Raw genomic sequence first — 22262 nt, 5'->3', positions numbered from 1 at the left:
CCCCTTCGCTACGCGAAAGGGAGGGTGCGAAAGCCTCCTTCGCTACATGAAGGCAAGAGCGCAAAGGCTCACAACTGCACGAACGGCTGGAAGCCACCCCAGAACATGCGCTTGCCATCGAACGGCATGTCCTTCGGGCTCATGCCTGCCAGCCGCGGATCGGCCATCGCCTTGGCATTGACCTTGTCGCGATGCGCGCGCGAGCGGAACAAAACGTACGCGAACACCACCACCTCGTCCTCCTTGAGCTTCACCGCCTGCGGAAACGAGGTGCGCTTGCCGGGCTTCACGTCCTCGGCCACTGCCTCGACATAAGCCAGCGCACCGTGCTCCTTCCACACCTTGCCGGCCTTGCGCGCCATACGCTTGTAGTCATCAAGCCTGGCGCTGGGTACCGGCAACACATATCCGTCCACGTAAGCCATGATCGTCTCCTGGTTATTGGCCGGGCTCGCCATCCATATGGGCTACTTCCCACAGGTGACCATCGAGGTCGGCGAAACCGCGCTGATACATGAAGCCGTAATCGCGCGCCGGCATCGGCTCGCTGCCACCGGCAGCCAGAACCTTTTCCAGCATTTCGTCGACCGCTCCACGGCTGCTGGCCGACAACGCGATGATCACTTCCGTCTGGCGGCGTGCGTCGCTCAGCGGTTGCACGGTGAACGTCTGGAAGAACGGTTCCACCAGCAGCATCACGAAGATGCTGTCGCTGATCACCATGCAGGCCGCGTTGTCATCACTGAACTGGGGATTGAAGCTGTAACCCAAGGCAGCAAAGAACGTCCGCGTCGCCTGCAGATCACGCACCGGAAGATTGACGAAGATCATCTGCGGATTACTCATGCTCCGCCCTCCGCCGGCATCGGCTTCATGCAGTTGACCATCCACGGCTTGCCGTAGCGGTCCAGCAGCATGCCCCAGCGGTGCGCCCAGCAGGTTTCGCCCAAGGCCATCTGCACCTGCCCGCCTTCGGCCAGCGCCGCAAAGATGCGTTCGGCCTCGTCGATGCTGTCCACGTCGATGTTGATGGTGGTGGCACTGGGGCCGGCGCCTTGCGGGCTGTCAGCGGCCATCAATACCGCGCCCTTGGCTTCCAGTTGGCTATGGGCTACCCAATCCAGGGTTTCCACCGGCATGTCACCGCAGCCTTTCATCTCGTCGGTCATCGGCATATCGCGATAACTCGTTTCCGCCACCACGCTACCGCCCAGCACCTTGGCGTAGAACGCCATCGCTTCGTGGGTCTGGCCGTTGAAGCCCAAAAACGGAATCAATTTCATTGTCCTGCTCCTGCTGCTCGGGGTTGGGGTTCAGTTGTTGCGCTCGATCTGCTCGCGTAGACGCTGCTCCTGCGCCTGCAATTCCGGGGTGAAGGCCGCGCCGAAATCTTCAGCTTCAAAGAACGGGCGGATTTCCACCTCCACCGCGCTGCCATTGGAAGGCGTGAACGGGGCACGTTTGAGCCACTCGATGGCCTCGTCCAGCGAGCGCACCTGCCACAGCCAGAAGCCGGCCACCAGTTCGCGGGTTTCAGCAAACGGGCCGTCGATCACGCTGCGACCATCGGCTGCAAAGCGCACCCGCGCCGCCTGCGAAGTCGGCTTCAAACCCTCGCCGGCCAGCATGATGCCGGCCTTGACCAGTTCCTCGTTGAAGGCGCCCATCGCCGCGATTTCTTCCTGCGTGGGCATGACCCCGGCTTCGGTCTCGGGGGTCGCCTTCACCAACACCATCACTTTCATCGCCGTACTCCGTTGCAGGCGGAATGCCCGCTTCACAACAGGTACGACGAACCAACACAGGCAATCTCGACACGGCTGCGTCGATTTTTTATGAATCAATTCATGCGGCAACGCAGCAGGTTGGATGCGACATGATGTGCCCCTATTCGTAAGAGGCTGGGCACATGAAATTCCTGCTGTTGATCTACATCGACCCGCAACTGCGGCAAGCCCTGCCCGCCGACGAGTACGACGTCCTGATGCGTGGCTGCATCCAACACGCCGACGCACTGCAGGCCAAGGGCACCCTGTTGATGTCCCAACGGCTGCAGCCAGCGGACAGCGCCCAGACCCTGCGCAGCCGCCAGGGTCAGAGCAAGGTCACCGACGGCCCCTTCGCCGAAACCCGCGAAATCCTGGCCGGCTTCAATCTGATCGAGGCCGCTGATGCGGATGAGGCGATGCGTATCGCCAGACAGTTCCCATGGGCGGCTTACGGCAGCATCGAGGTACGGGCGGTGGCTGACATGGCCGTTGAGCGGGCGCGGGTTGGGGCGTGATCACGATGGGCCAGCAAGGCCTTGACGGCCGATCACGAGGGCCGCGGCAGGCAGGTCGAGCACGCTGTCCGCACTGATTCCCCACACATGTTCATGCCTCCTCCGAACCCGGCACTTGCCGGGTTTTTTTGTGCCCCAAACACCACCGGGCCTCAGCGCAACGGCGATGCGAGCAAGCGAGAGCTGCGAAAATGAATGCGAACAAACTCTCATTAACACTATTTTTATTTATAAAAATCAATGTCTTGAAATTAGTTTCAGCTGATATTGCAAAATGCATTCAAGTGAAATTAAGATTTCGTTCAGCTGTAACGAAAACTACATTTCAGTGCAGCGCGGTTGCAACAGCAGTTTGCCAAATCAATGAGAGAAGGAAATTTGATGACCCGCAGCACCAACGTCACCCGGCTCAAGCGCACCGCGCTGGCCCTCGTCCTGACCTCGGTCATCGGCGCCGCCGCTGCCCAGAGCACCACCGGTTCCCTGTTCGGCAACGCCCCCTCTGCCGCCGGTGCCACCATCACCGTCCAGAACGAATCCGGCCTCAAGCGCAGCGTTGCGGTTGATGCCAATGGCCGCTACAACCTCGGCTCGCTGCCGGTGGGCAAGTACTCGATCAGCCTGGAGCGTGATGGCCAGGTCCTGGACAAGCGCGAGAACGTATTGCTGCGCGTCGGCGCGGGTACCGAAGTCTCCTTCGGTGGCGAAGGCGCCACCACGCTGGATGCGGTGACTGTCACTGCCGCCAACATCCCCAAGATCGACGTGAGCAACACCGTTTCCAAGTCGGTGATCACCTCCGAACAGCTGGATGTGCTGCCGCTGGGCCGCAGTGCTGAAGCCATCGCCTTGCTTGCCCCGGGTGTGGTCGCCGGCAGCAGCGCGTTCACCAATGGTTCGCGCTCTGTACTCTCCTTCGGCGGTTCCAGCGTCACCGAGAACGCGTACTACCTCAACGGCTTCAATGCCTCCAATCCGTTGAGCAATCTGGGTGGCGTCAGCCTGCCTTATGGCTCGATCGACCAGCAGGAAACCTATACCGGTGGTTACAGCGCAGGTTACGGCCGTTCCACCGGCGGCGTGATCAACCAGCTCGGCAAGCGCGGTACCAATGAGTGGCACTTCGGTGTCCAGACCACCTGGGCGCCGGACTCGCTGGCGGCATCACCCCGTGACGTGTACTACCCGAACCGTAAGCTGCCCGATGGCTATGGTTACACCGACGACAGCCTGCCAGGCACGCTGTACCGCTCTCGCAACAACGACACTGCCACCCGCACCACGGCCAGCGGCTACGTCAGCGGTCCGCTGATCGAAGATCGTCTGTTCGTGCACCTGGCGGCCGAGTCGGACAAGACCGACGGCGTGTCCACCAACAGCGTTGCATCCGCACAGCAGGCCCGCAACAACTACAGCTACAGCGCGCCGAAGTTCTACGGCAAGATCGATTGGAACATCAACGACAGCAACACGCTGGAATACACCCGCGTGCAGAACACGGACCGTCAGGCCGGCTACTACACCGCCTTTGATTACGACGATTTGTCAGAAGGCGGTCGTACCGGCGCCAGCCCGAACACCATCAAGATCAAGGATGACTTCGACATCTTCAAGTACACCGGTTACCTGACCGATGACTTGACGCTGAGCGCAGTGTGGGGCCGCAGCAAGCAGAGCAACCTGGAATCCAACCCCGGCAATTCACTCAACCCCTACATCAGCGGTGCAGGCAACCAGAACACGGCTCTGACCGGTGGCTCGCCGATCCGCAACGACCAGCCCGACCTGTACACCAAGGCGGGCGATGCGGGCAGCAAGACGCGCGGCCTGCGCATGGACCTGCAGTACCGTATCGGCAACCATGAGTTGACCGCCGGTATCGACAACATGCGTTACGACGGCCACAACGAAGGCCAGGCAATGACGGGCCCCGGCTACGCGTGGATCTACAGCAAGGCCAGCGACCCGAATGTTTCCCCGAACGCTGGTGCCGGTGTTGCTGCCCCAGGTGGCGAGGGCTACTACGTTGCACAGTACATTTTCTCCACCACCACCAGCATGTCGGTCGACCAGAAGGCCTACTACCTGGAAGACCGTTGGCAGGTCACGCCGAACTGGCTGGTAACGCTGGGTATCCGCAACGACAAATTCACCAACTACAACAGCGACGCTATCGCCTATGTTGAAAGTGGCGACCAGTGGGCACCGCGTCTGGGCGCAAGCTGGGACGTTTTCGGTGACTCCTCGTTGAAGGTGTTCGCCAACCTGGGCCGCTACTACTTGGCCCTGCCCAACAGCGTTGCCATCCGCGGCGCCTCAGCCTCGACCTACACGCGTGAATACTTCACGTACGGTGGCATCGATGCCAACGGCAATCCGATCGACCTGACGGCAATGGGCCCGGGCCCCATTTCCACCAACAACGAATATGGCCAGGCACCCGACCCGCTGTCGGTCGCCCCGACCGACCTCAAGTCGCAGTACCAGGATGAATTGATCCTGGGCTTCGAGAAGACCCTTGGCGAGTCCTGGAACACCGGCGCCAAGTTCACCTACCGTCGCCTGCAGACCGCCATCGACGACACCTGCGATTCCGATCGCATGTACGAAAAGCTCGATTCGATAGGCGTGGACACGGCCAACCTGGATGTTCCCGGTTGCGTGATCTTCAACCCGGGCAAGACCAATACGTTCATGGCCAAGCACATCGATGGCTCGGGTTACACCGCGTTCCAGATGAGCGGCAATGACTGGGGCTACCACGGCCAGAAAGCGAAGCGCGAGTACATCGCGGTGGATCTGTTCGTCGAGCACCCGCTGAGCGACAAGTGGTACGGCCGCCTGGATTACACCTGGTCGCGCAACTTCGGCAATACCGAAGGTCAGGTCAAGTCCGACATCGGCCAGGATGACGTCGCCAAGACCCAGGACTGGGACAGCTCGTACCTGATGGAATATGCAGGCGGCTATCTGGCCAACGACCGTCGTCATCAGCTGAAAGGCTATGGCGCCTATCAGTTCAACGATGAGTGGACCGCATCGGCAACGCTGCGCGTCACCTCCGGCATGCCGAAGAGCTGCTTGGGCTTCTACGGTACGGACGGCAGCGATCCGGCTGGCGGCTATTACTCCTCGTACCACTACTGCAACGGTTCACCTTCGCGCCCCGGCCAGGCTGGACGCCAGCCGTGGACCACGCGTCTGGACATGGGCGTGATGTATCGCCCGGCGTTCGCCGAGCACAAGCTGGCCTTTGGCCTGGATGTGTTCAACGTGTTGAACCAGCTGCGTCAGATCCAATCCGAAGCGCAGTACGAGGACGACATCCCGTACACAGTTTCCAACACCTACGGCATGGGCACCTACTACACCGCGCCGCGTTCGGTGCGTCTGACCGCGTCGTACGACTTCTGATCTGAACTACCGCAACAACGCAATCTCTCTGTAATAATGAAGTACTTGAAACCCCGGCCCAGCGCCGGGGTTTTTTTATCCGTCATTGCAACAGCAACTGCAGCTCACGCCCTGCCACCGCCTCATTGCCACTGAAGTCCTTGGCACTGATCCGGATCGTGTAATTGCCCGGCTGCAGTTCGGCCAGTTGCAGCGCAACGCCGGCCAGCAGCCCGTCACGCACGGTGTTGGTCAGCACATAGCGGAAGCGGGTACTGCTGCTGCCGTGCACGGTGATGCCGCTGTCGGCGGCATAGGCCTGCTTCACCGCTTCGCGCTGCGGCGGCATGCGATTGAAGATGATGTTGGTGCGCGGCTGCTCGTAGCCGGGCAGCGCGCGGCCGGTGGCGTCCAGGATCTGATAGCCCAGGCTGTAAAGGCCAAGCCGGCGTCGCGGCAGGTTGTTGTCGACCTGGTCCCAGGCTTCCACCACCAGCTGCAGGCCGGCGCCATCGCGCGGCACGCGCAGACGCCCATCCACTTTTTCGACCAGGCGTTGATTGTCAGCGTCGAGCACGGCGATGTCGTCGATCTTCGGCGCAACATGATCGGCATAGTTCGAGAAACCTAGACGCACGGCATTGCGCTCATAGCCGGACGGCCCCACCGCCAGGTGCACATGCGCCTGGTTGTTGATGCTGCCCAACGCATCACCGGGCTGGAAGCGGGTGCCACGACGCACGCGCACACGATCGAGCTGGCCGCTGTCGTCGTACACCAGTTGCATGCGCGCCGGGTCCAGCGCGCGGTTGGATGCGTCGCGGCCAACCTTCATGTGGATGTAATCGAGTTTGTCCAGCGACAAGCCTTCGGCCTGCCCGCCCAGGGTCCAGGTTGAAGCCGGGCTGCTGACCTTGCCGCTGGCGATGGCCAGTACCGTCTGGCCGACGTCGCCGCGCACATCGAAACCACTGTGCAGATGGTGCCTGCTCTCACCGCTGAAGTTGCCGCGCACCTCGCCCAGGGTGCCGGTCACCTCGTGCCAGCCCGACTGCGGTGCCAGTGGCCAACGGCCCTGGTTTGCTGGCAAGGGGTTGTCCGCCGATGGCCCGAGCTCCGGCGGCACCTCCGGCATGTCTGCCGTGCGTGGCACCAGGTGATGGATGCGATAGGCATCGGCATCGCTCAACAGCAGGCTGCCATCCGGCGCCAGCGCCAGCCCGGCCGGGCGCGCAAAACGCAGGGCATCGTTGCCGGCCACGGCGACGATGTGGCCATGCGGTGACAGCTGTACCACGCGGCCAGTCTGCCGTTCGCCCACATAGACCACGTCGTCGTGGGTGATCGCCAGCGTCATCGGCCCCCATAGCACGCGCTCGGCATTGGGCATGCCGACACGGGTGCTGACCATGCCGTTGCCATCAATGCTGCGCAGCGCATTGTTCTGCAGGTCGGCAACCCAGAGATTGCCGTGGCCGTCGAACTTCAGATCGGTGGGCGTATCGAAACGCGCCTGCGCGCCGGGGCCATCTTCCCAGCCCGGCTGCGCGCCGCCGGCCAAGGTGGTGACCGTGCCGTCGGTGGCAATCACGCGGATGCGGTCGTTCCAGGTATCGGCAACATAGACGCGGCCATCGGCCCCAACTGCCACCCCCATCGGCCCGTTGAAGCGCACCTGTGCGCCGTTGCCATCGGCAAAACCGGGGCTGCCATTGCCCGCCAGCGTGCTGACCAGCCCCTGCGTGCTGATCTTGCGGATGGCGTGGTTGCCGGTGTCGGCGACATACAGGTTGCCCTGCGCGTCCAAGGCGATACCCGAGGGCGTATTGAACTTCGCCGCACTGCCCTGACCATCGGCCAGGCCCTCGACGCTACCTGCCAGCAGCTGGAAGCGGCCATCCAGGCCGCGATACAGGATGCGGTTGTTTTCACCGGCATCGGCTACGAACAGCACGCCACCGCCCATCACCAGGCCCCAGGGATCACTGAAGCGGGTCTGCGCGGCAGTGCCGGCAGCGTTGCCCGCCACCCCGTCACCGCCGAGCAGATCGATCCGTGCCTGCCAGCCCAGCGGTGTCGCCGGTGGCGCTGCCGGTTCGGGCGCCGTGGGCGGCCACAGGAAGCTGGCACCCAAGGCGGCAGCGGTGACGACGATGACGGCCATTACCCAATGTTTGCGATCCATGTACACCCAACCAACTGCGGACCCGGCACGATAGACGCTCACGGCCCGCGGCGGAACCGCCGAAAGCCCTGCCTGCTGGAGAAGTGTATGCACCTGTATCTGCAAGAAGACCTGATCCGGCTGCGCGCCGGGCAAACCACCGACATCAGCCTGCCGCTGTCGCTGTCATCGCTGCTGGAGGCGGGCCTGCAGCACTTTCCGCCGTCGGAACAGGCATTGGAGCAGGCCATCGCCAGCATCGAGGATGCCCTCATGCCCTGGATTCCGGCCCTGCGCCAGGATTCGCTGGAGGTATTGGAATGTGCCGATCCAGCGCTTGCGCCCTTGCCGGGCGTGCTGGGCTACCCGCAACAGCCGATCTGGGAGTTGGATATTGAAGAGGTGGAACGGGCATTCAACCAGCTGGCGCAGGTAGCGTCCGGCATGCCAGCCAAGTCCATGGGGCTGCCGGAGCGGGCGAATTTCGTTGCTGCCCTGGTGGTGGTGCGCGAGTTGATGCATCACGTGGGGTGGCAGCAGTTGCGCTTGCTTGAGGCTGGGGTGGATTGAGGGGGAAGCTGGGGGCGAAAGCGGGAACAACCGCAAAGCCAAAGCACCCCTCCCCAACCCTCCCCTTCGCCTACGGCGAAAGGGAGGGAGCTCAAGCCAAAGCGTCAGCACTGCACTATCACCCCCTCCCTTGCGCGCAGCGCAGGGGAGGGTTGGGGAGGGGTGCTTTGGCTTTGGCTTTGGCTTTGGCTTTGGCTCCCGGCTCCCGGCTCCAACTCCAACTGTGAAGTCACCTTCGCCCCACTCCAACTCCAACCCCCAACAATCAAACTACAACGCCGGCCGCTCCGGCCCGGTTCCCATCGCCTCGCGATACCGGCCGTACAAGGCCAATACCTTGTCCACGTATTGCCGCGTCTCCGCATACGGCGGCACGCCGCCATAGCGCGCAACCACGCCGATGCCTGCGTTATAGGCTGCCGCAGCCAAGGTCCGGTCACCGTTGTAACGACGCAGCAGCGATTTCATGTAACGCGCACCGCCGTTGATGGACTGCGCCGGCGACAGCGGATCGCTTACGCCATACTCGCTCGCGGTTTCCGGCATCAGCTGCATCACACCCTGCGCGCCCTTGGGCGACACCGCTTTTTCATCGAACGCGCTTTCCGCATGGGCTACCGCACGCAGCCATGCATCATCCACGCCGGTGGCCTTGGCGGCAGCGCGGAACTGCGGTGCATGACGGTTCAACTGCGGTGTACCCACCCGCCCCAGCCCGGCATGCGCGGGCTCGCCCGGCGGCGTGGCCACGGTGAAGCGCAGGTAAGGCGTCGAGCCCGGCAGATTGCGGGTGGAATAAACCTGTTTGCCGTCCTGCTCACGCTCGTACAGGGTGCCGCTGAACACCCCGAAATTGCCCCATAGATTGGGCGTCTGCACGGCGTTGTCGTCGATTTCGATGGCCTTGCAGACAGAGCCGGGCTCGGGCGCAGTGGCCATGCTGACGGTGGCCTTCTGCACACAGCGGTACACCGTGCGCGCCTGCAACGGCCCGCACAGCCCGTAGATCAGCAGCAACAGCACAAGCGCAGCCGCGCGCGGCATGGCCGGATTCCATCAACAGAAGGAGGACGATGCTGAGCCTGCATGCTTGAACGGCAGGTGATGAAAAATACGCCAATCGCGCCCAGAATGAACAGCCGCTTTCCATTCCTGCCCCAAGCCCATGAGCGTACCCCTGCTAGGCTTCGACAACCCGCAGTTCCATACCGGGCGCAACACAAGCGTACGGCGTGGCGCCCGCTGGCATGGCGTGACCCAGGCCTGCATCGCACTGGGCGAAGGGGGGCAGCTGGGTCCCCTGCCCCTGCACACCGAACTGCGCAGTTTCGATGCGCTGGAAGAAGCGGATCTGCGCGACGAACATGACCCTGCATGCCGTACCCCGGCTGGGCTGTTGGCGGTGATGCAGCGCCTGTATCCGGGTTTCCGCAGTGACGAGCTGGTAACCCTGGTGCACTTCCAGGTGCAGTAAGGCGGCTGCTGTCCCAGCCCTCTTCACCTGCACCGGCCTGCGCATGTTGGGCGCAAGCCGGTGCGTGGCACTGAATGAAAGGGAGCGTCTACGTTTGCGTTCCGGCACACGTCCAGCACCACCACGCGCACACGCTCCCCACACACTCAGCGGCCGCGCGCCGCCCGCAGATGCTGGCCTACCGGCTCGGAAAACGCGCGGCCGTCGGCCACATCCCAGTTGATCGACCAGGTCATCACGCCACGGAAATCCGGACGCGGCTGGCTGGGCTTCACCTCATCGCACTGGGTAGCAGTGGTCAGGCAGTCGAAGGCACGGTTGATATCCGTCGCTGTCGCATAGCCATTGCCGGCGGCGCGCAGGCCTGACGGCAACGCCAGTGCAACCTGGTCCGCGCGCAGCCCGGCAAACCGTCCCTTGCCGCCGGCCAGCTCAAAGCCTTCGATCAGCATTTTGGCCGAGCCCACCATCATGTCGACGCTGCCGCCCGGGTACTTCTCGGCACGATAGGGCGTGGGCAGGCCGCCGTTGTTGTAGAGCTGCACGTGCAGCAGGTCCAGTTCGTCGCGCAGGCCGTCGATCAAGGGCAGATAGGCGCCCCAGATACCGTCCATCGACACCAGCCCACCCTGCACATAGGGATGCTCCGGTGCCATCGACACATACAGGTTCGGGTACATCTCATGCAGCCGCTTCACTGCGGACACCAGGTGCGGGATCACCGGCGCGCCGTGCACCACGCCGGCGATTTTTTCCAGATCGACATCGATGCCGTCGAAGCCGAAGGTGTTGATGGCATCGGCGGTGGTGCGTACGAAGTTGTCTTCATCGCGCTGCGTGTTCAAGGTCACCGTGCCCAGCTCACCGCCGAAGGACAGCACCACGATCTTGCCCTGCGCACGTTTGGCGGCAATGTCCGCGATCAACTGAGTGCGATCCAGCGCCGGGTCCGGGTTGAACGCCACCTTGCCCTCGCCCATGTCATCGGCGAACGCCAGCACGATCACATCCCAACTGTCATCCACCTTGGCCACCGGCAACAGCCCCTGGCCATTGTCGAAGTTGTGCAGATAACCCACCAACGCATGCTTGGGCAGCGCATGGCTGTGGCCGGGCGCAACGCCCGCGCCGGTCGCAGCAGCGGCCTTGGACGTTGCCTGACAGCCGAATGTGGAAACAAGCGCCAATACGGAAAACAACACACTGATCGACTTCATCACAACCCCAGAATGGAAGACGCCCGATTCTAGGCATGCAAATCCAGCAAAAAGCCATTCAAAGACAACAACTTAGGAAAGTCGTCCTGGTTTGTCCCGGTTTGTCCGTTGGGTGACATACGGCCGCATCAACCGGAACTGCCAATGTCGGCAACAAGGCTCGCCACTGGCCTGCGATGACCTGCGCTCAAGTGCACATTTTCATGCGCCGCTCCGCGTCCCAGAGTGCACGCCGTGCCAGGTCGTAGGCACTGTCGGCCGCGCTGAGCAGGCTGTGCTCGGCTTCGACGGGATCGGCGCCGTTGTTGTAGCGGTACTCCACGCGCTGCAAGGCGTCCAGATGCTGTTGCGCGGTGCCGAGCCAGCGTCGGCGCTGCTCGCCATTGCAACGCGGATAGCGTTGTTCCAACGCCCCCATGGCGACACGAATGCGACGGCTGGCCTCGCCTTTCATGTCCGGCGCCTTCTCGTAGCGGATGGGTGCGGCCTTGTAGGCATCCCCCGTGGCTTCGCTACCCAGATCAGACGGGCGCTCGTGCAGGCTGGGATTGAACGCGATATCCGGCGGACGCCGCGCCTGCGCCGGCTGGATGTCCCGCCCGTGGATCAAGCGCGCGCCCATTTCGCCCAGCGTCGGCGGCTTTTTCTTGTCTTCGAACATACCGGAGACCATCTTCTCCAACGGCCGCTCGCCCACGCCCGTAGCCAATTCATCGCGATGCTCGAATAACCGCTGCGCAGCATTCTTCTGCGCAGATGCCGCAGCGCCCTGCGGCACCGCCAGACTGCCATCGCGCCCATAAAGACGTTGCGACCATGCCGCCTGGGAGGGCGCCGATGCGGCCGGTTCTGCGGGCGCCGCAGGCATGGCCGGTGCTTGCGCTTGCGCTGACGGTGACGTGGGAGCGTCAGCGGCCTGAGCGATGTCTGCCTGCACCAAACGCGGCAGCGGCGCTGAACGCGGCTGCGGCTGTTCGTCTGTAGCGTGAGCCGGCAACAGCCAACGCAGTTGTATCCGCGTCTGTTCTTCCACCACGTTCAGCGTTGGCAACTGCAGCATCAGCCGCGCCAGCCCGGCCATGAATGCCAAGGCAATCACCGCGGCAGTCAGGCGGATCCAGAGCGGCTCGGCGGAACGGTCAGAACGCATGCAACTCCATCAGCCACACAACGCAGGGCGGTAACCGGCCCTGTCACGGTACAAGCGCACAGTTCAGAGACCGACAAGAGCGCAACGAGTTCCACGATTGTGCCTTGCGAATGGGTGAACCCGCGGCAAGAGTGGGCCATCATTCAACAAAGGCCGTCATCGCCCGCACCCAAGGAGCCGTACGTGAATACCGTTGCAGCGCAGAACCTGGATGAAAGCATCGCCAAGCAGTTGTTCTTCGGCCATATCGCCGAAGATGTGCTGTTCCCCTATCCGCAGATCCGCGAACGTGACCGCGAGATGCTGGGCGCGATGACAGATGCCATCGACCAGTTCCTGGCCGACAAGACCGCCGATCTGCGCCAATACGACCGCGACGCGGAGCAGCCGCCGGAGTTCATCCAGGCGCTGCGTGAGATGGGCTTGTTCGGGCTGATCATCCCGGAGGAATACGGCGGACTGGAGCTGTCCAACGGCGCCTATGCGCGGGTACTGGGCCAGACCAGCAGCCATGACAGCTCGGTGTCGCTGACCATCGGTGCGCACAGTTCCATCGGCATGAAGGGGCTATTGCTGTTCGGCAACGACGAGCAGAAGCAGCGCTATCTGCCCAGGCTCGCCAGCGGCGAGATGATTGCCGCGTTCTGCCTGACCGAAGCCGGCGCCGGCTCCGATGCCGCCGCCATCCGCACCAAGGCCCATCGCAACGACGACGGCAGCTGGACCCTGAGCGGCGAGAAGATCTGGATCACCAACGGCGGCATCGCCGATTTCTACACCGTGTTCGCGCGCACCGACACACCGGAAGGCAAGGTCACCGCCTTCATCGTCGAGGCCGGCTGGGAGGGTGTCAGCCACGGCCCGCACGAGGACAAGATGGGCATCCGCGCCTCGTCCACCACCACCGTTGCCTTCAACGAGGTACGCGTGCCGGCGGCCAATGTACTGGGCCTGGTGGGCAAGGGCTTCAAGGTGGCGATGAACATCCTCAACAGTGGCCGCACCGGGCTGGGCGGTGGCGCCGTCGGCGGCATGCGTGCGCTGATCCGCATGGCCTGCGCACAGGCCAGCGAGCGCAAGCAGTTCGGTCAGCCGATTGCCGAGTTCGGGCTGGTGCGCGAGAAGATCGCGCAGATGACTGCCGACTGCTTCGCTGCCGAAAGCACGGTGTGGATGGTGGCGCATCTAATCGACAGCGGCCGCACCGACTATTCGGTGGAAGCGGCGATGAGCAAGATCTTCGCCAGCGAGGCGGTGCAGCGCAGCTGCTACGAAGCCCTGCAGATTGCCGCCGGCAACGGCTTCATGCGCGAGTTGCCGTATGAGCAGATGACCCGCGATACGCGCATCCTGTCGATCTTCGAGGGCACCAACGAGATCCTGCGCCTGTACGTGGCGCTGAATGGACTGAAGGGCGTGGGCGCAACCCTCAGCGAACTGCAAAGCGCGGTTGGCGGCATCTTCAACGACCCGATCAAGGGCTTCGGCGTGCTCAGCGACTACGCCGGCCGCCGTGTGCGCGAAGCCACCGGTTACGGCACCGGCCGCATTCGCGCACCGATCAACGACGCGCTGCGGCCACTGGCGCGCCTGTGCGAGAAGTACACGGTGGAACTTTCGAAGGCATCGGACCGGCTGCTGCGCAAGCACGGCAAGAAGATCGCCGACCAGCAGCATGCACAGAAGCGCGTGGCCGATATCGCCATCGATCTGTTTGTCGGGCTGTGTGTACTGTCGCGCGTGGAGAGCCTGCTGCAGGCGGGACACCCGGCAGCCGACGACGCAGTGAAGATCGCCCGCCTGTTTGCCCGCCAGGCGCGCCGACGCATGGCGCGCAACGTACGCGGGCTGGAGCGCAACGAAGACGACATTGTCGAATCGCTGGCGGCATCGGTACTGGAGCGCGGCGGTTACGCCTGGGATGTGATGTAACCCAGCTTTTATTTGTAGGAGCGGCGTAAGCCGCGAAGCCAGCGCGTTGTCCGTAGCGGTTGCCACTGCAATTGCAGATACCTCAACAACTGGCATCACCACCGGCTTCGCGGCTGACGCCGCTCCCACACAGGCAACCCAGCCACCCGACGATTGTGGGAGCGGTGTAAACCGCGAAGCTACCGCGCTGTCCGTTGCGGAAGCCACTGCAATTGCAGATACCTCAACAACCGGCAACAGCATCAGCTTCGCGGCTTATGCCGCTCCTACACCGGCAATCCAGCCACCCGACAACTGTAGGACCGGCGTCAGCCGCGAAACCACCGCGCCCTCAGCTGCGGGCAGCCATGCAATTGCGAACACTGTGCCGCCATTGGCCTTTACCAGCTTCGCGGCTGACGCCGCTCCTACAAGCTTGACGCTGGCGCATCCTCTACGGCCAGATCACCCTCACGCAGCACGCGCCGCAGCAGCGCCCGCCCGTGCCGATCCAGCCCCAGTACGCGCGGCTTGATGCCGTGATGACGATAGCGGCTGACCACCTTCTCCAACGCCGCCACCGCGGTGATATCCCACAGCTGTGCCGCTGACAGATCAATCACCACCGCACGCCCCTGCACCAGGCGCGGATCAAACGCATCGATGAAGGCATCCGCCGAGGCAAAGAACACCTGCCCGCTCACCGCATAGCGCACGCTGCCATCGGCCTGGTCCTGCTGCTCGATACGCAGCAGACGCGCCACCTTCAGTGCAAAGAACACGCCGCTCAGCAACACGCCAACACCGACACCCGCCGCAAGGTTGTGCGTGCCCAGGGTCACCGCCACCGTCGCCAGCATCACCACGCCGGACAGGCGCGGATGCCGCACCAGCGCGCCCAGGCTGCGCCAGTCAAACGTGGACACACTGACCATCACCATGATCGCCACCAGCGCGATCACCGGCACCTGCCCCACCCACGGTTTCAACAGCACCATCAGCACCAGCAGGAACACGCCGGCAAACAACGTCGACAATCGTCCGCGGCCACCGTACTTCACGTTGCCCACGGTCTGCCCGATCATGCCGCAGCCGGCGATGCCGCCGAACAGGCTGGCGGCGATATTGGCCACACCCAGACCGGTGCACTCGCGGTTCTTGGAGCTGGGTGTGTCGGTGAGTTCGTCCACCACGCGCGCCGTCATCATCGATTCCAGCAAACCCACCATCGCAATGGCCAGGGCCGGCATCGCGATGATGCGCAGGGTTTGCAGATCAAACGGCAAGGACGGCAAGCCCATCCATTGCGGCAGCGCCTCGGGAAGCTTGCCCAGGTCATTCACGGTGGGAAGATCCAGCTTCAACCACGCTGCCAACACGCTCAAGACCACGATGCAGATCAAGGGCGAAGGAATCGCGCGCACGCCGGGCAGCGGCAGGCGCGGCAAGCCGTAGATCACCAGCAGGCCCAGCGCCAGCATCGCCCAAGTGGCGGCGGTGGCACCGTGCAGCTGCGGCAGCTGCGCGGCGAAGATCAGGATCGCCAGCGCGTTGACGAAGCCGGTGCGTACCGAACTGCTGACAAACCGCATCAACACGCCCAACCGCAGCACCCCGAACAGGATCTGGATCACGCCGGCCAGCAGGCCTGCGGCGAACAGATAGGGCAGGCCGTGCGCACTGATCAGCGGCGCTGCCACCAGCGCCACCGAACCGGCAGCCGCAGTGATCATCGCCGGCCGCCCACCGAACACCGCGATCACGATGCTCAGCACGAAAGACGCGAACAAACCCACCTGCGGGTCCACCCCGGCCACGAACGAGAACGCGATGACCTCGGGGATCAGCGCAAAGGTGGCCACGGCGCCGGCCAACATTTCACGCAGGGGATGGGCGCGCCACTGCGCCAGTTCAGAATGAAGGAAGGACATACGGGCTGGCCGCCGGCACCGACGGGCAAGGCGGCGGAGCGGGCGGAATCGAAGGGAGGGGCGCAAATTATGCCTGCTGATGGCGGCTGAACGCTGGTTGGCTTGGGGCGGACATCCAAAGCTACCCCTCCCCGGCCCTCCCCTTGCCTGCGGCAAAGGGAGGGAGTTCTGCCCCTCCCTTTTGCGAAGCAAAGGGGAGGCTTGGGGAGGGGGCTCTTCGCCAAGAACAAAAAAACCCAAAACCCTCCCTGCGGTAGCATTCCCTCCCCCGCATCACTGCCATCCCCATGCCTCACTACACCGGCCCCCTGCTGACCCGCCCCCTGCTCGAGCAGCTGGAAAGCGCCCTGAAGAAGGGAAACAGCGAAGCAAGCGCCTCGCTCGACCTGGGCCGCAGCCAGCAAACGGTCAGCCTCAGCGCCGATGGCTGGCAGTACGGCGGCCAGCACTACCCGTGGCCGGCCAAGCTCAAGGACCGCACCATCTACTACTGGGATGGCGACGAATTCAGCGCGGCCTCGCGCTTTGGCAGCGGCCTGTACAAGCTGGTACCCACTGACTGGGGCATTCCCACCTTCGAGATCGACGGCATCAAGATGCTGGTCAGCGCGCAGATCTCGCCGCTGGACGATGCCCGCCGCAAGGTGGCGCTGGTGGCGCCGCGCGGCAAGCAGCTGCTCGATACCTGCGGCGGCATGGGTTACTTCGCCGCCTGTTGCCTGGATGAAGGCGTGGCTGGCATACGCTCCTTCGAAAAGAGCACCGAAGTTCTTTGGCTGCGCACCCTCAACCCGTGGTCGCCGGATCCGGAAGGCGAGCACACCGCTGGCCGCCTGCAACTGACCCACGGCGATATCTCCAAACAAATCGAACACATCGGTGATGCCTCGATGGACGCGGTGCTGCACGATCCGCCGCGCTTCGGCATTGCCGGCGAGCTGTACTCGCAGGTGTTCTACGATCAACTGGCGCGCGTGCTGCGCAAAGGCGGCCGCCTGTTCCATTACACCGGCGCGCCGAACAAGCTCACCAGCGGCCGCGATGTACCGCGCGAAGTGGCCACCCGCCTACAGAAGGCCGGTTTCAAGGCCGAGCTGGCGCTGGATGGGGTGCTGGCTGTACGCAAATAACCGGGTTTTGTAGGAGCGGCATAAGCCGCGAAGCGCTTACCTTCTGAAGCCCCAGCCCGATAGCTGTTCCATTGGCCCTTGCTTCGCGGCTCACGCCGCTCCTACAAGCAGACATGGCTGCATACGCCCCGCCTTAACGTCCCGCGCGCGACACTGTGCTTTCCGAAGCGGAGGCAGCCCATGGCAACCGAAACCGTACGCGGCACAACCGTCACCATCCACTTCGATGGCGAGCGTTGCATCCACTCACGCAACTGCGTGCTCAGCCATCCGGATGTGTTCGTGCCCAACGTGGTCGGCGAATGGATCCACCCCGATGCGGTCGCCCCGCAGGAAGTGGAGCTGATCGCGCGCAACTGCCCCTCCGGCGCCATCCGCTACGAATACAACGACGGCTCCCACAACGAGCCCGCGCCGGTAGTCAACCTGGTGCACATCCGCGAGAACGGCCCGCTGGCTTTCACTGCACCGCTGCGCATTGCCGGCAAGGATGAAGGCATGCGCGCAACCCTGTGCCGCTGCGGCGAATCGCACAACAAGCCTTTCTGCGACCACCGCCATGTCGACTGTGGCTTCACCGCCAGCGGCGAGCCGGCCGAACAGAAATCCGAGGCACTGCCGCAACGCGATGGCCCCCTGCAGGTCAATCCGACCCGGAACGGCCCACTGCACGTCATCGGCAACCTCGAGGTGGTCAGCGGCACCGGCCGTACCCTGCACCGCATAAGTGAAACCTGGCTGTGCCGCTGCGGTCATTCCAACAACAAGCCCTTCTGCGATGGCAGCCACCGAAACGTGGGCTTCCAGGCCGAAGGTGAATAAGCCGTCCCCTCACGTCCGCAAGGAGATTTACATGGCAAACCTCGAACTCCGCCTCACCGCCGACGAAGCCGTCACCCAGGCCATGCTCGACATGCTCAAGGGCATGGACGATGTGGATTCAGCCGAAGACATCACCGAACCCGCATTTGCCGCCGATGATGAGGACAGCAGCTCGGCGGGCCTGAGCGACAACCAAGGCCCCGGCTCCTATCTGATCCAGGTGGAAACCATCAACGACGAAAGCCGGGCGCGCGTGCTGGACGCCGCGCAGGCCCTGGCCGAGAGACTGGGTGCGGTGCTGGAGATCGAATCCGATACGCAGGACTGAATTCAGCGGGCAGCGGCCACAACGAATATGCCTCCGGTGCGGCCGCTCATGCTCAATCCAGTGACCGGCCCGCTTCCAGGTTTGCCGCAAACGCCGCGGCTCCCTCGATGACCAAGGGCCGGACCGCCTCCTCCAGCGCATCGGGCAAAAAGTCGCTTACCCAGATCAATCGACAACCGCCGCGCGTGTCCTCCACGACCTGCATCGATGCGGAATGATGTTCAAAGGGCGCGCCCTGCGCGCTATAGGCCACGCGCCGCCTGTGCTCATCGACGCTGACGATACGCTCCTTCACTTGCAGGCCACTGGCAAACACCAACTCGCGGACATCGCCATGCATGCAGCCATCAACCAGCACCGGGCTGAACAACACCTGCGCCCTGTCGACGCGGCGCAAGGCCGCCCAGGCGACCGCTGCCGGCACCGCCACCGCTTGCTCCCACCATATTGTTGCCATCCAACCGCCTCCTTGTTGTCCTGGGTGATGCATCCGCGCTTCTGGGATGCAGACACGGATGCTGCGCTCAGGCTGGGATACGATCTTGGGGAAAATTGATGGAACCGATGCAATGACCTTGATCGCACAGCCGCTGGGCAGCGGCCCGGGCTGGTCCAGCGCGATGATGACCTGCAGCGCCGGCCCCACCGATCCCCGCTTCGAAGAACAGCATGCCGGGGTCAGCATCGCGGTAGTGCTGGAAGGCAGCTTCGGCTACCGCAACCGTTGTGGCATGTCGATTCTGGTGCCCGGCGCGATCCTGTTGGGCAATCCGGGTGACTGTTATGAATGCGGCCACCAACACAGCCGCGGCGACCGCTGCCTTGCCTTTCATTTTGAGCCTGCAGTGCAGGAAGCGGTTGTCGCCGCCCTGCCCGGCGCACGCCCGCTGCGTTTCAAGCAGGCAGCGTTCGCCCCCCGCCAATGTGGCCCCGGCCTGTTGCCGCACGCGGACCAGGTGGTCGAGAACCCGCAGCAGATAGAAGCGTTCGCCTTCCAACTGCTGGAAACGGTCATGTCCCGGCATGCCGGCTGCAGCGGTTTGGTCTCCGCCTCGAACGCGGCGCGTGCCAGGAATACACGCTGCGTGCAGGAACTGGTGCATTGGCTGATGTCCAACTACCAGCAGCCGCTGTCGCTGACCACTCTTGCTCAACATGTAGCGCTGAGCCCTGCCCATCTGCTGCGCGAGTTCAAACGCATTACCGGAACCACGCCGCATCAGTTCATGCTCGCACAGCGCATGCGTCAGGCCGCACAACGCCTGCGCGACGGCGATGAGAGCGTGCTGCAGATTGCGCTGGATGCCGGCTTTGGTGATATCTCGGAGTTCAACCGGCGCTTCCGCCGGGAGTTGGGCACAACGCCAAGTGGCTTCCGCATGTCGCCCGGCCAACCTTGCAAACCTGCTGCAGGTGCCGTTGCGACCAGCACATGACAGGCTTCATCCCTGCAACTGACACCAACCCTGGGAAACCTATGAAGCTGTTGCCGCTGCTCCTGCTCTGCATCACCGCTGGCGTCTGTATCGGCGCAAGCGCCGCCGTGCCCGAAGCACCCGCGCCCCGTGATCGGGCGCAGGCCACCGCCATCGTTGCCGATATGCGCCGCGTGGTTGCCGACAATGGCATCGAACGCCTGGAGAAGGTGCGCATCGGCGGGATAGATCAATGGGTATCGATCCGCGGCAACGATGCCCGCAACCCGGTTTTGCTGATGCTGCACGGTGGGCCGGGCTGGGTAGCCATGCCGACCAGCTGGTACTTCCAGCGCGGTTGGGAGGAATACTTCACTGTGGTGCAGTGGGACCAGCGCGGCGCGGGCAAGACCTTTGCGAGCAACGACCCAGCGCAGCTGGCACCCACCATGACCCGCGAGCGCATGGTCGCCGATTCGCTGGAAATGGTGGCGTGGCTGCGTCAGGAATTCGACAAGCAGAAGATTTTCGTGCTCGGCCAATCCTGGGGCAGCTATCTGGGCCTGGAAGTGGCCAAGCAACGCCCGCAGTGGCTGCATGCCTATATCGGCATGGGCCAGATATCCAACGCGCCGGAGAGCGAGCGGCGCGGCTGGGCATGGACAATGCAACAGGCCCAACACGACCACAACGCGCAGGCCATCGCTGACCTGCAGGCAATAGCACCCTATGCCCAAGGCAACACCCCGGTTGCATTGGATGCACTGTTCAAGCAGCGACATTGGTTGAACCACTACGGCGGCATGGTCCACAACCGTCGCGGCGGCGATGCCGAGGCCGCAGCCTTTGCGCTGTCACCGGAGTATGCCGACGCGGATATAGCCGCGGCCCGGAAGGGCAACGATTTTTCCATGCAGCATCTGCTCGCGGATGCGCTGACCCTCGACATGAGCACCACCCGCCAGCTCAAGACGCCGCTGTTCCTGTTCCTGGGCCGGCACGACCGCAACGTCTCCTCGGAGCTGGCTGCCGAATGGTTCGCCAGCGTAGATGCGCCGCAGAAGAAACTCATCTGGTTCGAACAGTCCGCGCATGAGGTGATGAATGAAGAACCGGGAAAGACCTTGCTGAGCCTGGTGCAGGAGGTACGGCCCATCGCCGAGCAGGCTGGCGATGGCGTCTTCGAGCACTGACAAAAATGCCGCGCGGCATTGGCAGCAGGCGCGGCCCGAGTTGATTGGCAGCGGGGCTATCGCAGATAGCAATCACGCTGCGGATGCGTGAACAACGGATACCCGCATACGATCAAAGATCGTACGAAAGCAGATCGTATCCGGTCGCAGCACGCACCACCCGCCGGTGCACATAGGAACCGCTGCCGCCATTGGTCAACACCACAATGCCCCGCTGTCGCTGCGCATCGCCAATGGCGAAGTTCTTGAAGATGCCGCTGTTGCTGCCCGAGTGATAGAACATCGGGCCGTCGCGGGTCTGCTCGGTATTCCAACCCAGGCCTTTCTCGGTCCATCGCCCCGGCAAGCTGATCTGCGGTGTCAGCATGGCCTGGCGCGCAGTCTCGCTGATCTCCCATGCCGCACGCTGCCGGCCCGCCATCATCAAGCAGAGGAAGGTCGCATAGTCCTGCACCGTGGTGCGCAAGCTGGCGGCGGCGTTGGCGAGGATGTCGCCCGGCCACGTTACCAAGCCTGACGGCGACAAGGCCTGCACTTCCGGCAGCGCACGCTGGGCGTCTTCGTACTTCCATGCAGACAGCGGCTTGCCCCAGCGCTCGGCGACGCGTTGGGCGGCGCTCCACTGTTCGCGCAACACCTGCGGCGGCATTCCCGCATCAGCGCGGTCGTGTGCGCGATGGCCAAAAACGGAACGCGCGGCCAGATCCGTATTCCAGGTATAGCTGCTGTCCTTCATCCCGGCAGGACCAAACAGACAGGTCTGCATCGACTCATCCAGGCTCTGGTTGGTGACCGTTTCAACGACCAGCTGCAACCAGACGAATGCCTCACCGGAATAGTTGATGCGCGTGCCGGGCTTCACCATCGGCACCAGCTTCTCGGTGGCTGGCGACTTGCGCCAATCGGGCAGCCCGGTGGTGTGTCGCAACACATCGCGCGCGGTGATGAGCGCAACCCACGGATGATCGCCAAGGTAATCAGGGCGGCGATATCGAACCAACGGAACATCCAGATCGATCCGCCCCTGCTCCACCAGCTGCATCACCAGATACGCGAACACCGGCTTGCTGAGCGAGGCGTCCTCGAACACCGTGCGCGCATCAACGCGTCTGCCGGTCTGTACATCAGCCAAGCCAAAACCCCGACTCCATGCCACAGCACCGTCTTCAACCACCGCGATGCCCACGCCAGGAACCGCGAAGGCCTGCATGATCCGAGGCAACTCAGCGAGGAATGTGTCGTCGGGAATCCAGGAACTGCTGGCGGTGTCTTTGCACGAA

The 22262-nt window shown here is 63.4% G+C and carries 21 protein-coding genes; 10 read left to right on the top strand and 11 right to left on the bottom strand.

What is annotated here, in order from left to right; all coding sequences use genetic code 11:
• Nucleotides 1-68 precede the first annotated feature (68 nt).
• From ACVOKO_RS03315 to ACVOKO_RS03300, 4 genes are read right to left on the bottom strand one after another with little or no spacing between them, the layout of a single operon-like run.
• Complete coding sequence (locus tag ACVOKO_RS03315) at nucleotides 69-425, bottom strand: DUF1428 domain-containing protein (RefSeq protein WP_346497253.1); 357 nt, start codon at nucleotides 423-425, stop codon at nucleotides 69-71.
• A gap of 13 nt (nucleotides 426-438) precedes the next feature.
• Entirely contained in the window at nucleotides 439-846 is a 408-nt protein-coding gene (locus ACVOKO_RS03310) for a VOC family protein (RefSeq protein WP_346497251.1), read from the bottom strand.
• Nucleotides 843-1283 (bottom strand): VOC family protein, encoded by a 441-nt coding sequence (locus ACVOKO_RS03305; RefSeq protein WP_346497249.1) that lies wholly within the window; start codon nucleotides 1281-1283, stop codon nucleotides 843-845. The genes ACVOKO_RS03310 and ACVOKO_RS03305 overlap by 4 nt, the downstream gene beginning before the upstream one ends.
• Nucleotides 1284-1313: 30 nt before the next feature.
• Nucleotides 1314-1745, bottom strand: coding sequence for a YciI family protein (locus ACVOKO_RS03300; protein ID WP_346497247.1), 432 nt, complete (start codon nucleotides 1743-1745; stop codon nucleotides 1314-1316).
• Nucleotides 1746-1909: 164 nt separating this feature from the next.
• On the opposite strand from ACVOKO_RS03300, the gene ACVOKO_RS03295 reads away from it, so the two are divergent.
• Together ACVOKO_RS03295 and ACVOKO_RS03290 are read left to right on the top strand one after the other, a co-directional pair.
• A complete protein-coding gene (locus ACVOKO_RS03295) occupies nucleotides 1910-2284 on the top strand; it encodes a YciI family protein (protein WP_346497245.1) in 375 nt (124 codons plus the stop codon).
• Nucleotides 2285-2665: 381 nt separating this feature from the next.
• A complete protein-coding gene (locus tag ACVOKO_RS03290; protein WP_346497243.1) occupies nucleotides 2666-5698 on the top strand; it encodes a TonB-dependent receptor in 3033 nt (1010 codons plus the stop codon).
• Between the two features lie 82 nt (nucleotides 5699-5780).
• Here ACVOKO_RS03290 and ACVOKO_RS03285 read toward each other — a convergent pair whose 3' ends face one another.
• Nucleotides 5781-7862, bottom strand: coding sequence for a gluconolaconase (locus ACVOKO_RS03285; protein ID WP_346497241.1), 2082 nt, complete (start codon nucleotides 7860-7862; stop codon nucleotides 5781-5783).
• Nucleotides 7863-7949: 87 nt separating this feature from the next.
• On the opposite strand from ACVOKO_RS03285, the gene ACVOKO_RS03280 reads away from it, so the two are divergent.
• Entirely contained in the window at nucleotides 7950-8411 is a 462-nt protein-coding gene (locus ACVOKO_RS03280) for a hypothetical protein (protein WP_346497239.1), read from the top strand.
• 270 nt (nucleotides 8412-8681) lie between these two features.
• Here the strand turns inward: ACVOKO_RS03280 and ACVOKO_RS03275 are convergent, their stop codons facing one another.
• Nucleotides 8682-9455: a lytic transglycosylase domain-containing protein gene (locus tag ACVOKO_RS03275; protein ID WP_346497237.1), complete on the bottom strand. Its 774-nt coding sequence runs from the start codon at nucleotides 9453-9455 to the stop codon at nucleotides 8682-8684.
• A 121-nt stretch (nucleotides 9456-9576) separates the two neighbouring features.
• Here ACVOKO_RS03275 and ACVOKO_RS03270 point away from each other — a divergent pair, with 121 nt between their 5' ends.
• Nucleotides 9577-9885: an ASCH domain-containing protein gene (locus tag ACVOKO_RS03270; RefSeq protein WP_346497235.1), complete on the top strand. Its 309-nt coding sequence runs from the start codon at nucleotides 9577-9579 to the stop codon at nucleotides 9883-9885.
• A gap of 146 nt (nucleotides 9886-10031) precedes the next feature.
• Here the strand turns inward: ACVOKO_RS03270 and ACVOKO_RS03265 are convergent, their stop codons facing one another.
• A complete protein-coding gene (locus ACVOKO_RS03265; RefSeq protein WP_346497233.1) occupies nucleotides 10032-11102 on the bottom strand; it encodes a chitinase in 1071 nt (356 codons plus the stop codon).
• Nucleotides 11103-11289: 187 nt separating this feature from the next.
• Nucleotides 11290-12252, bottom strand: a complete 963-nt coding sequence (locus tag ACVOKO_RS03260; protein ID WP_346497231.1) for a hypothetical protein — start codon at nucleotides 12250-12252, stop codon at nucleotides 11290-11292.
• A 183-nt stretch (nucleotides 12253-12435) separates the two neighbouring features.
• Between ACVOKO_RS03260 and ACVOKO_RS03255 the strand changes: the two genes are divergently transcribed.
• Entirely contained in the window at nucleotides 12436-14184 is a 1749-nt protein-coding gene (locus ACVOKO_RS03255; protein WP_346497229.1) for an acyl-CoA dehydrogenase family protein, read from the top strand.
• Between the two features lie 407 nt (nucleotides 14185-14591).
• Here ACVOKO_RS03255 and ACVOKO_RS03250 read toward each other — a convergent pair whose 3' ends face one another.
• Nucleotides 14592-16094, bottom strand: a complete 1503-nt coding sequence (locus tag ACVOKO_RS03250) for a SulP family inorganic anion transporter (protein WP_346497227.1) — start codon at nucleotides 16092-16094, stop codon at nucleotides 14592-14594.
• A 287-nt stretch (nucleotides 16095-16381) separates the two neighbouring features.
• On the opposite strand from ACVOKO_RS03250, the gene ACVOKO_RS03245 reads away from it, so the two are divergent.
• From ACVOKO_RS03245 to ACVOKO_RS03235, 3 genes are all read left to right on the top strand, one after another.
• Entirely contained in the window at nucleotides 16382-17224 is an 843-nt protein-coding gene (locus tag ACVOKO_RS03245; RefSeq protein ID WP_346497225.1) for a class I SAM-dependent methyltransferase, read from the top strand.
• Between the two features lie 180 nt (nucleotides 17225-17404).
• A complete protein-coding gene (locus tag ACVOKO_RS03240; protein ID WP_346497223.1) occupies nucleotides 17405-18046 on the top strand; it encodes a CDGSH iron-sulfur domain-containing protein in 642 nt (213 codons plus the stop codon).
• A gap of 31 nt (nucleotides 18047-18077) precedes the next feature.
• Complete coding sequence (locus tag ACVOKO_RS03235) at nucleotides 18078-18374, top strand: hypothetical protein (protein WP_346497221.1); 297 nt, start codon at nucleotides 18078-18080, stop codon at nucleotides 18372-18374.
• Between the two features lie 52 nt (nucleotides 18375-18426).
• Here ACVOKO_RS03235 and ACVOKO_RS03230 read toward each other — a convergent pair whose 3' ends face one another.
• Entirely contained in the window at nucleotides 18427-18804 is a 378-nt protein-coding gene (locus ACVOKO_RS03230) for an SRPBCC family protein (protein WP_346497219.1), read from the bottom strand.
• Nucleotides 18805-18943: 139 nt separating this feature from the next.
• On the opposite strand from ACVOKO_RS03230, the gene ACVOKO_RS03225 reads away from it, so the two are divergent.
• Both ACVOKO_RS03225 and ACVOKO_RS03220 read left to right on the top strand, forming a co-directional pair.
• The gene (locus ACVOKO_RS03225; protein WP_346497217.1) at nucleotides 18944-19810 is read left to right on the top strand and encodes a helix-turn-helix domain-containing protein; all 867 of its coding nucleotides are present in this window, start codon (nucleotides 18944-18946) and stop codon (nucleotides 19808-19810) included.
• Between the two features lie 41 nt (nucleotides 19811-19851).
• A complete protein-coding gene (locus ACVOKO_RS03220) occupies nucleotides 19852-20982 on the top strand; it encodes an alpha/beta fold hydrolase (protein ID WP_346497215.1) in 1131 nt (376 codons plus the stop codon).
• Nucleotides 20983-21094: 112 nt separating this feature from the next.
• On the opposite strand, the gene ACVOKO_RS03215 is transcribed toward ACVOKO_RS03220, so the two are convergent.
• Nucleotides 21095-22192, bottom strand: coding sequence for a serine hydrolase domain-containing protein (locus ACVOKO_RS03215; protein ID WP_346497213.1), 1098 nt, complete (start codon nucleotides 22190-22192; stop codon nucleotides 21095-21097).
• Nucleotides 22193-22262 lie beyond the last annotated feature (70 nt).

Source organism: Stenotrophomonas sp. STEN240, from assembly GCF_056756175.1.
The sequence above is the reverse complement of the archived record's forward strand: the minus strand, read 5'-3'. Positions and strand labels throughout refer to the sequence as shown.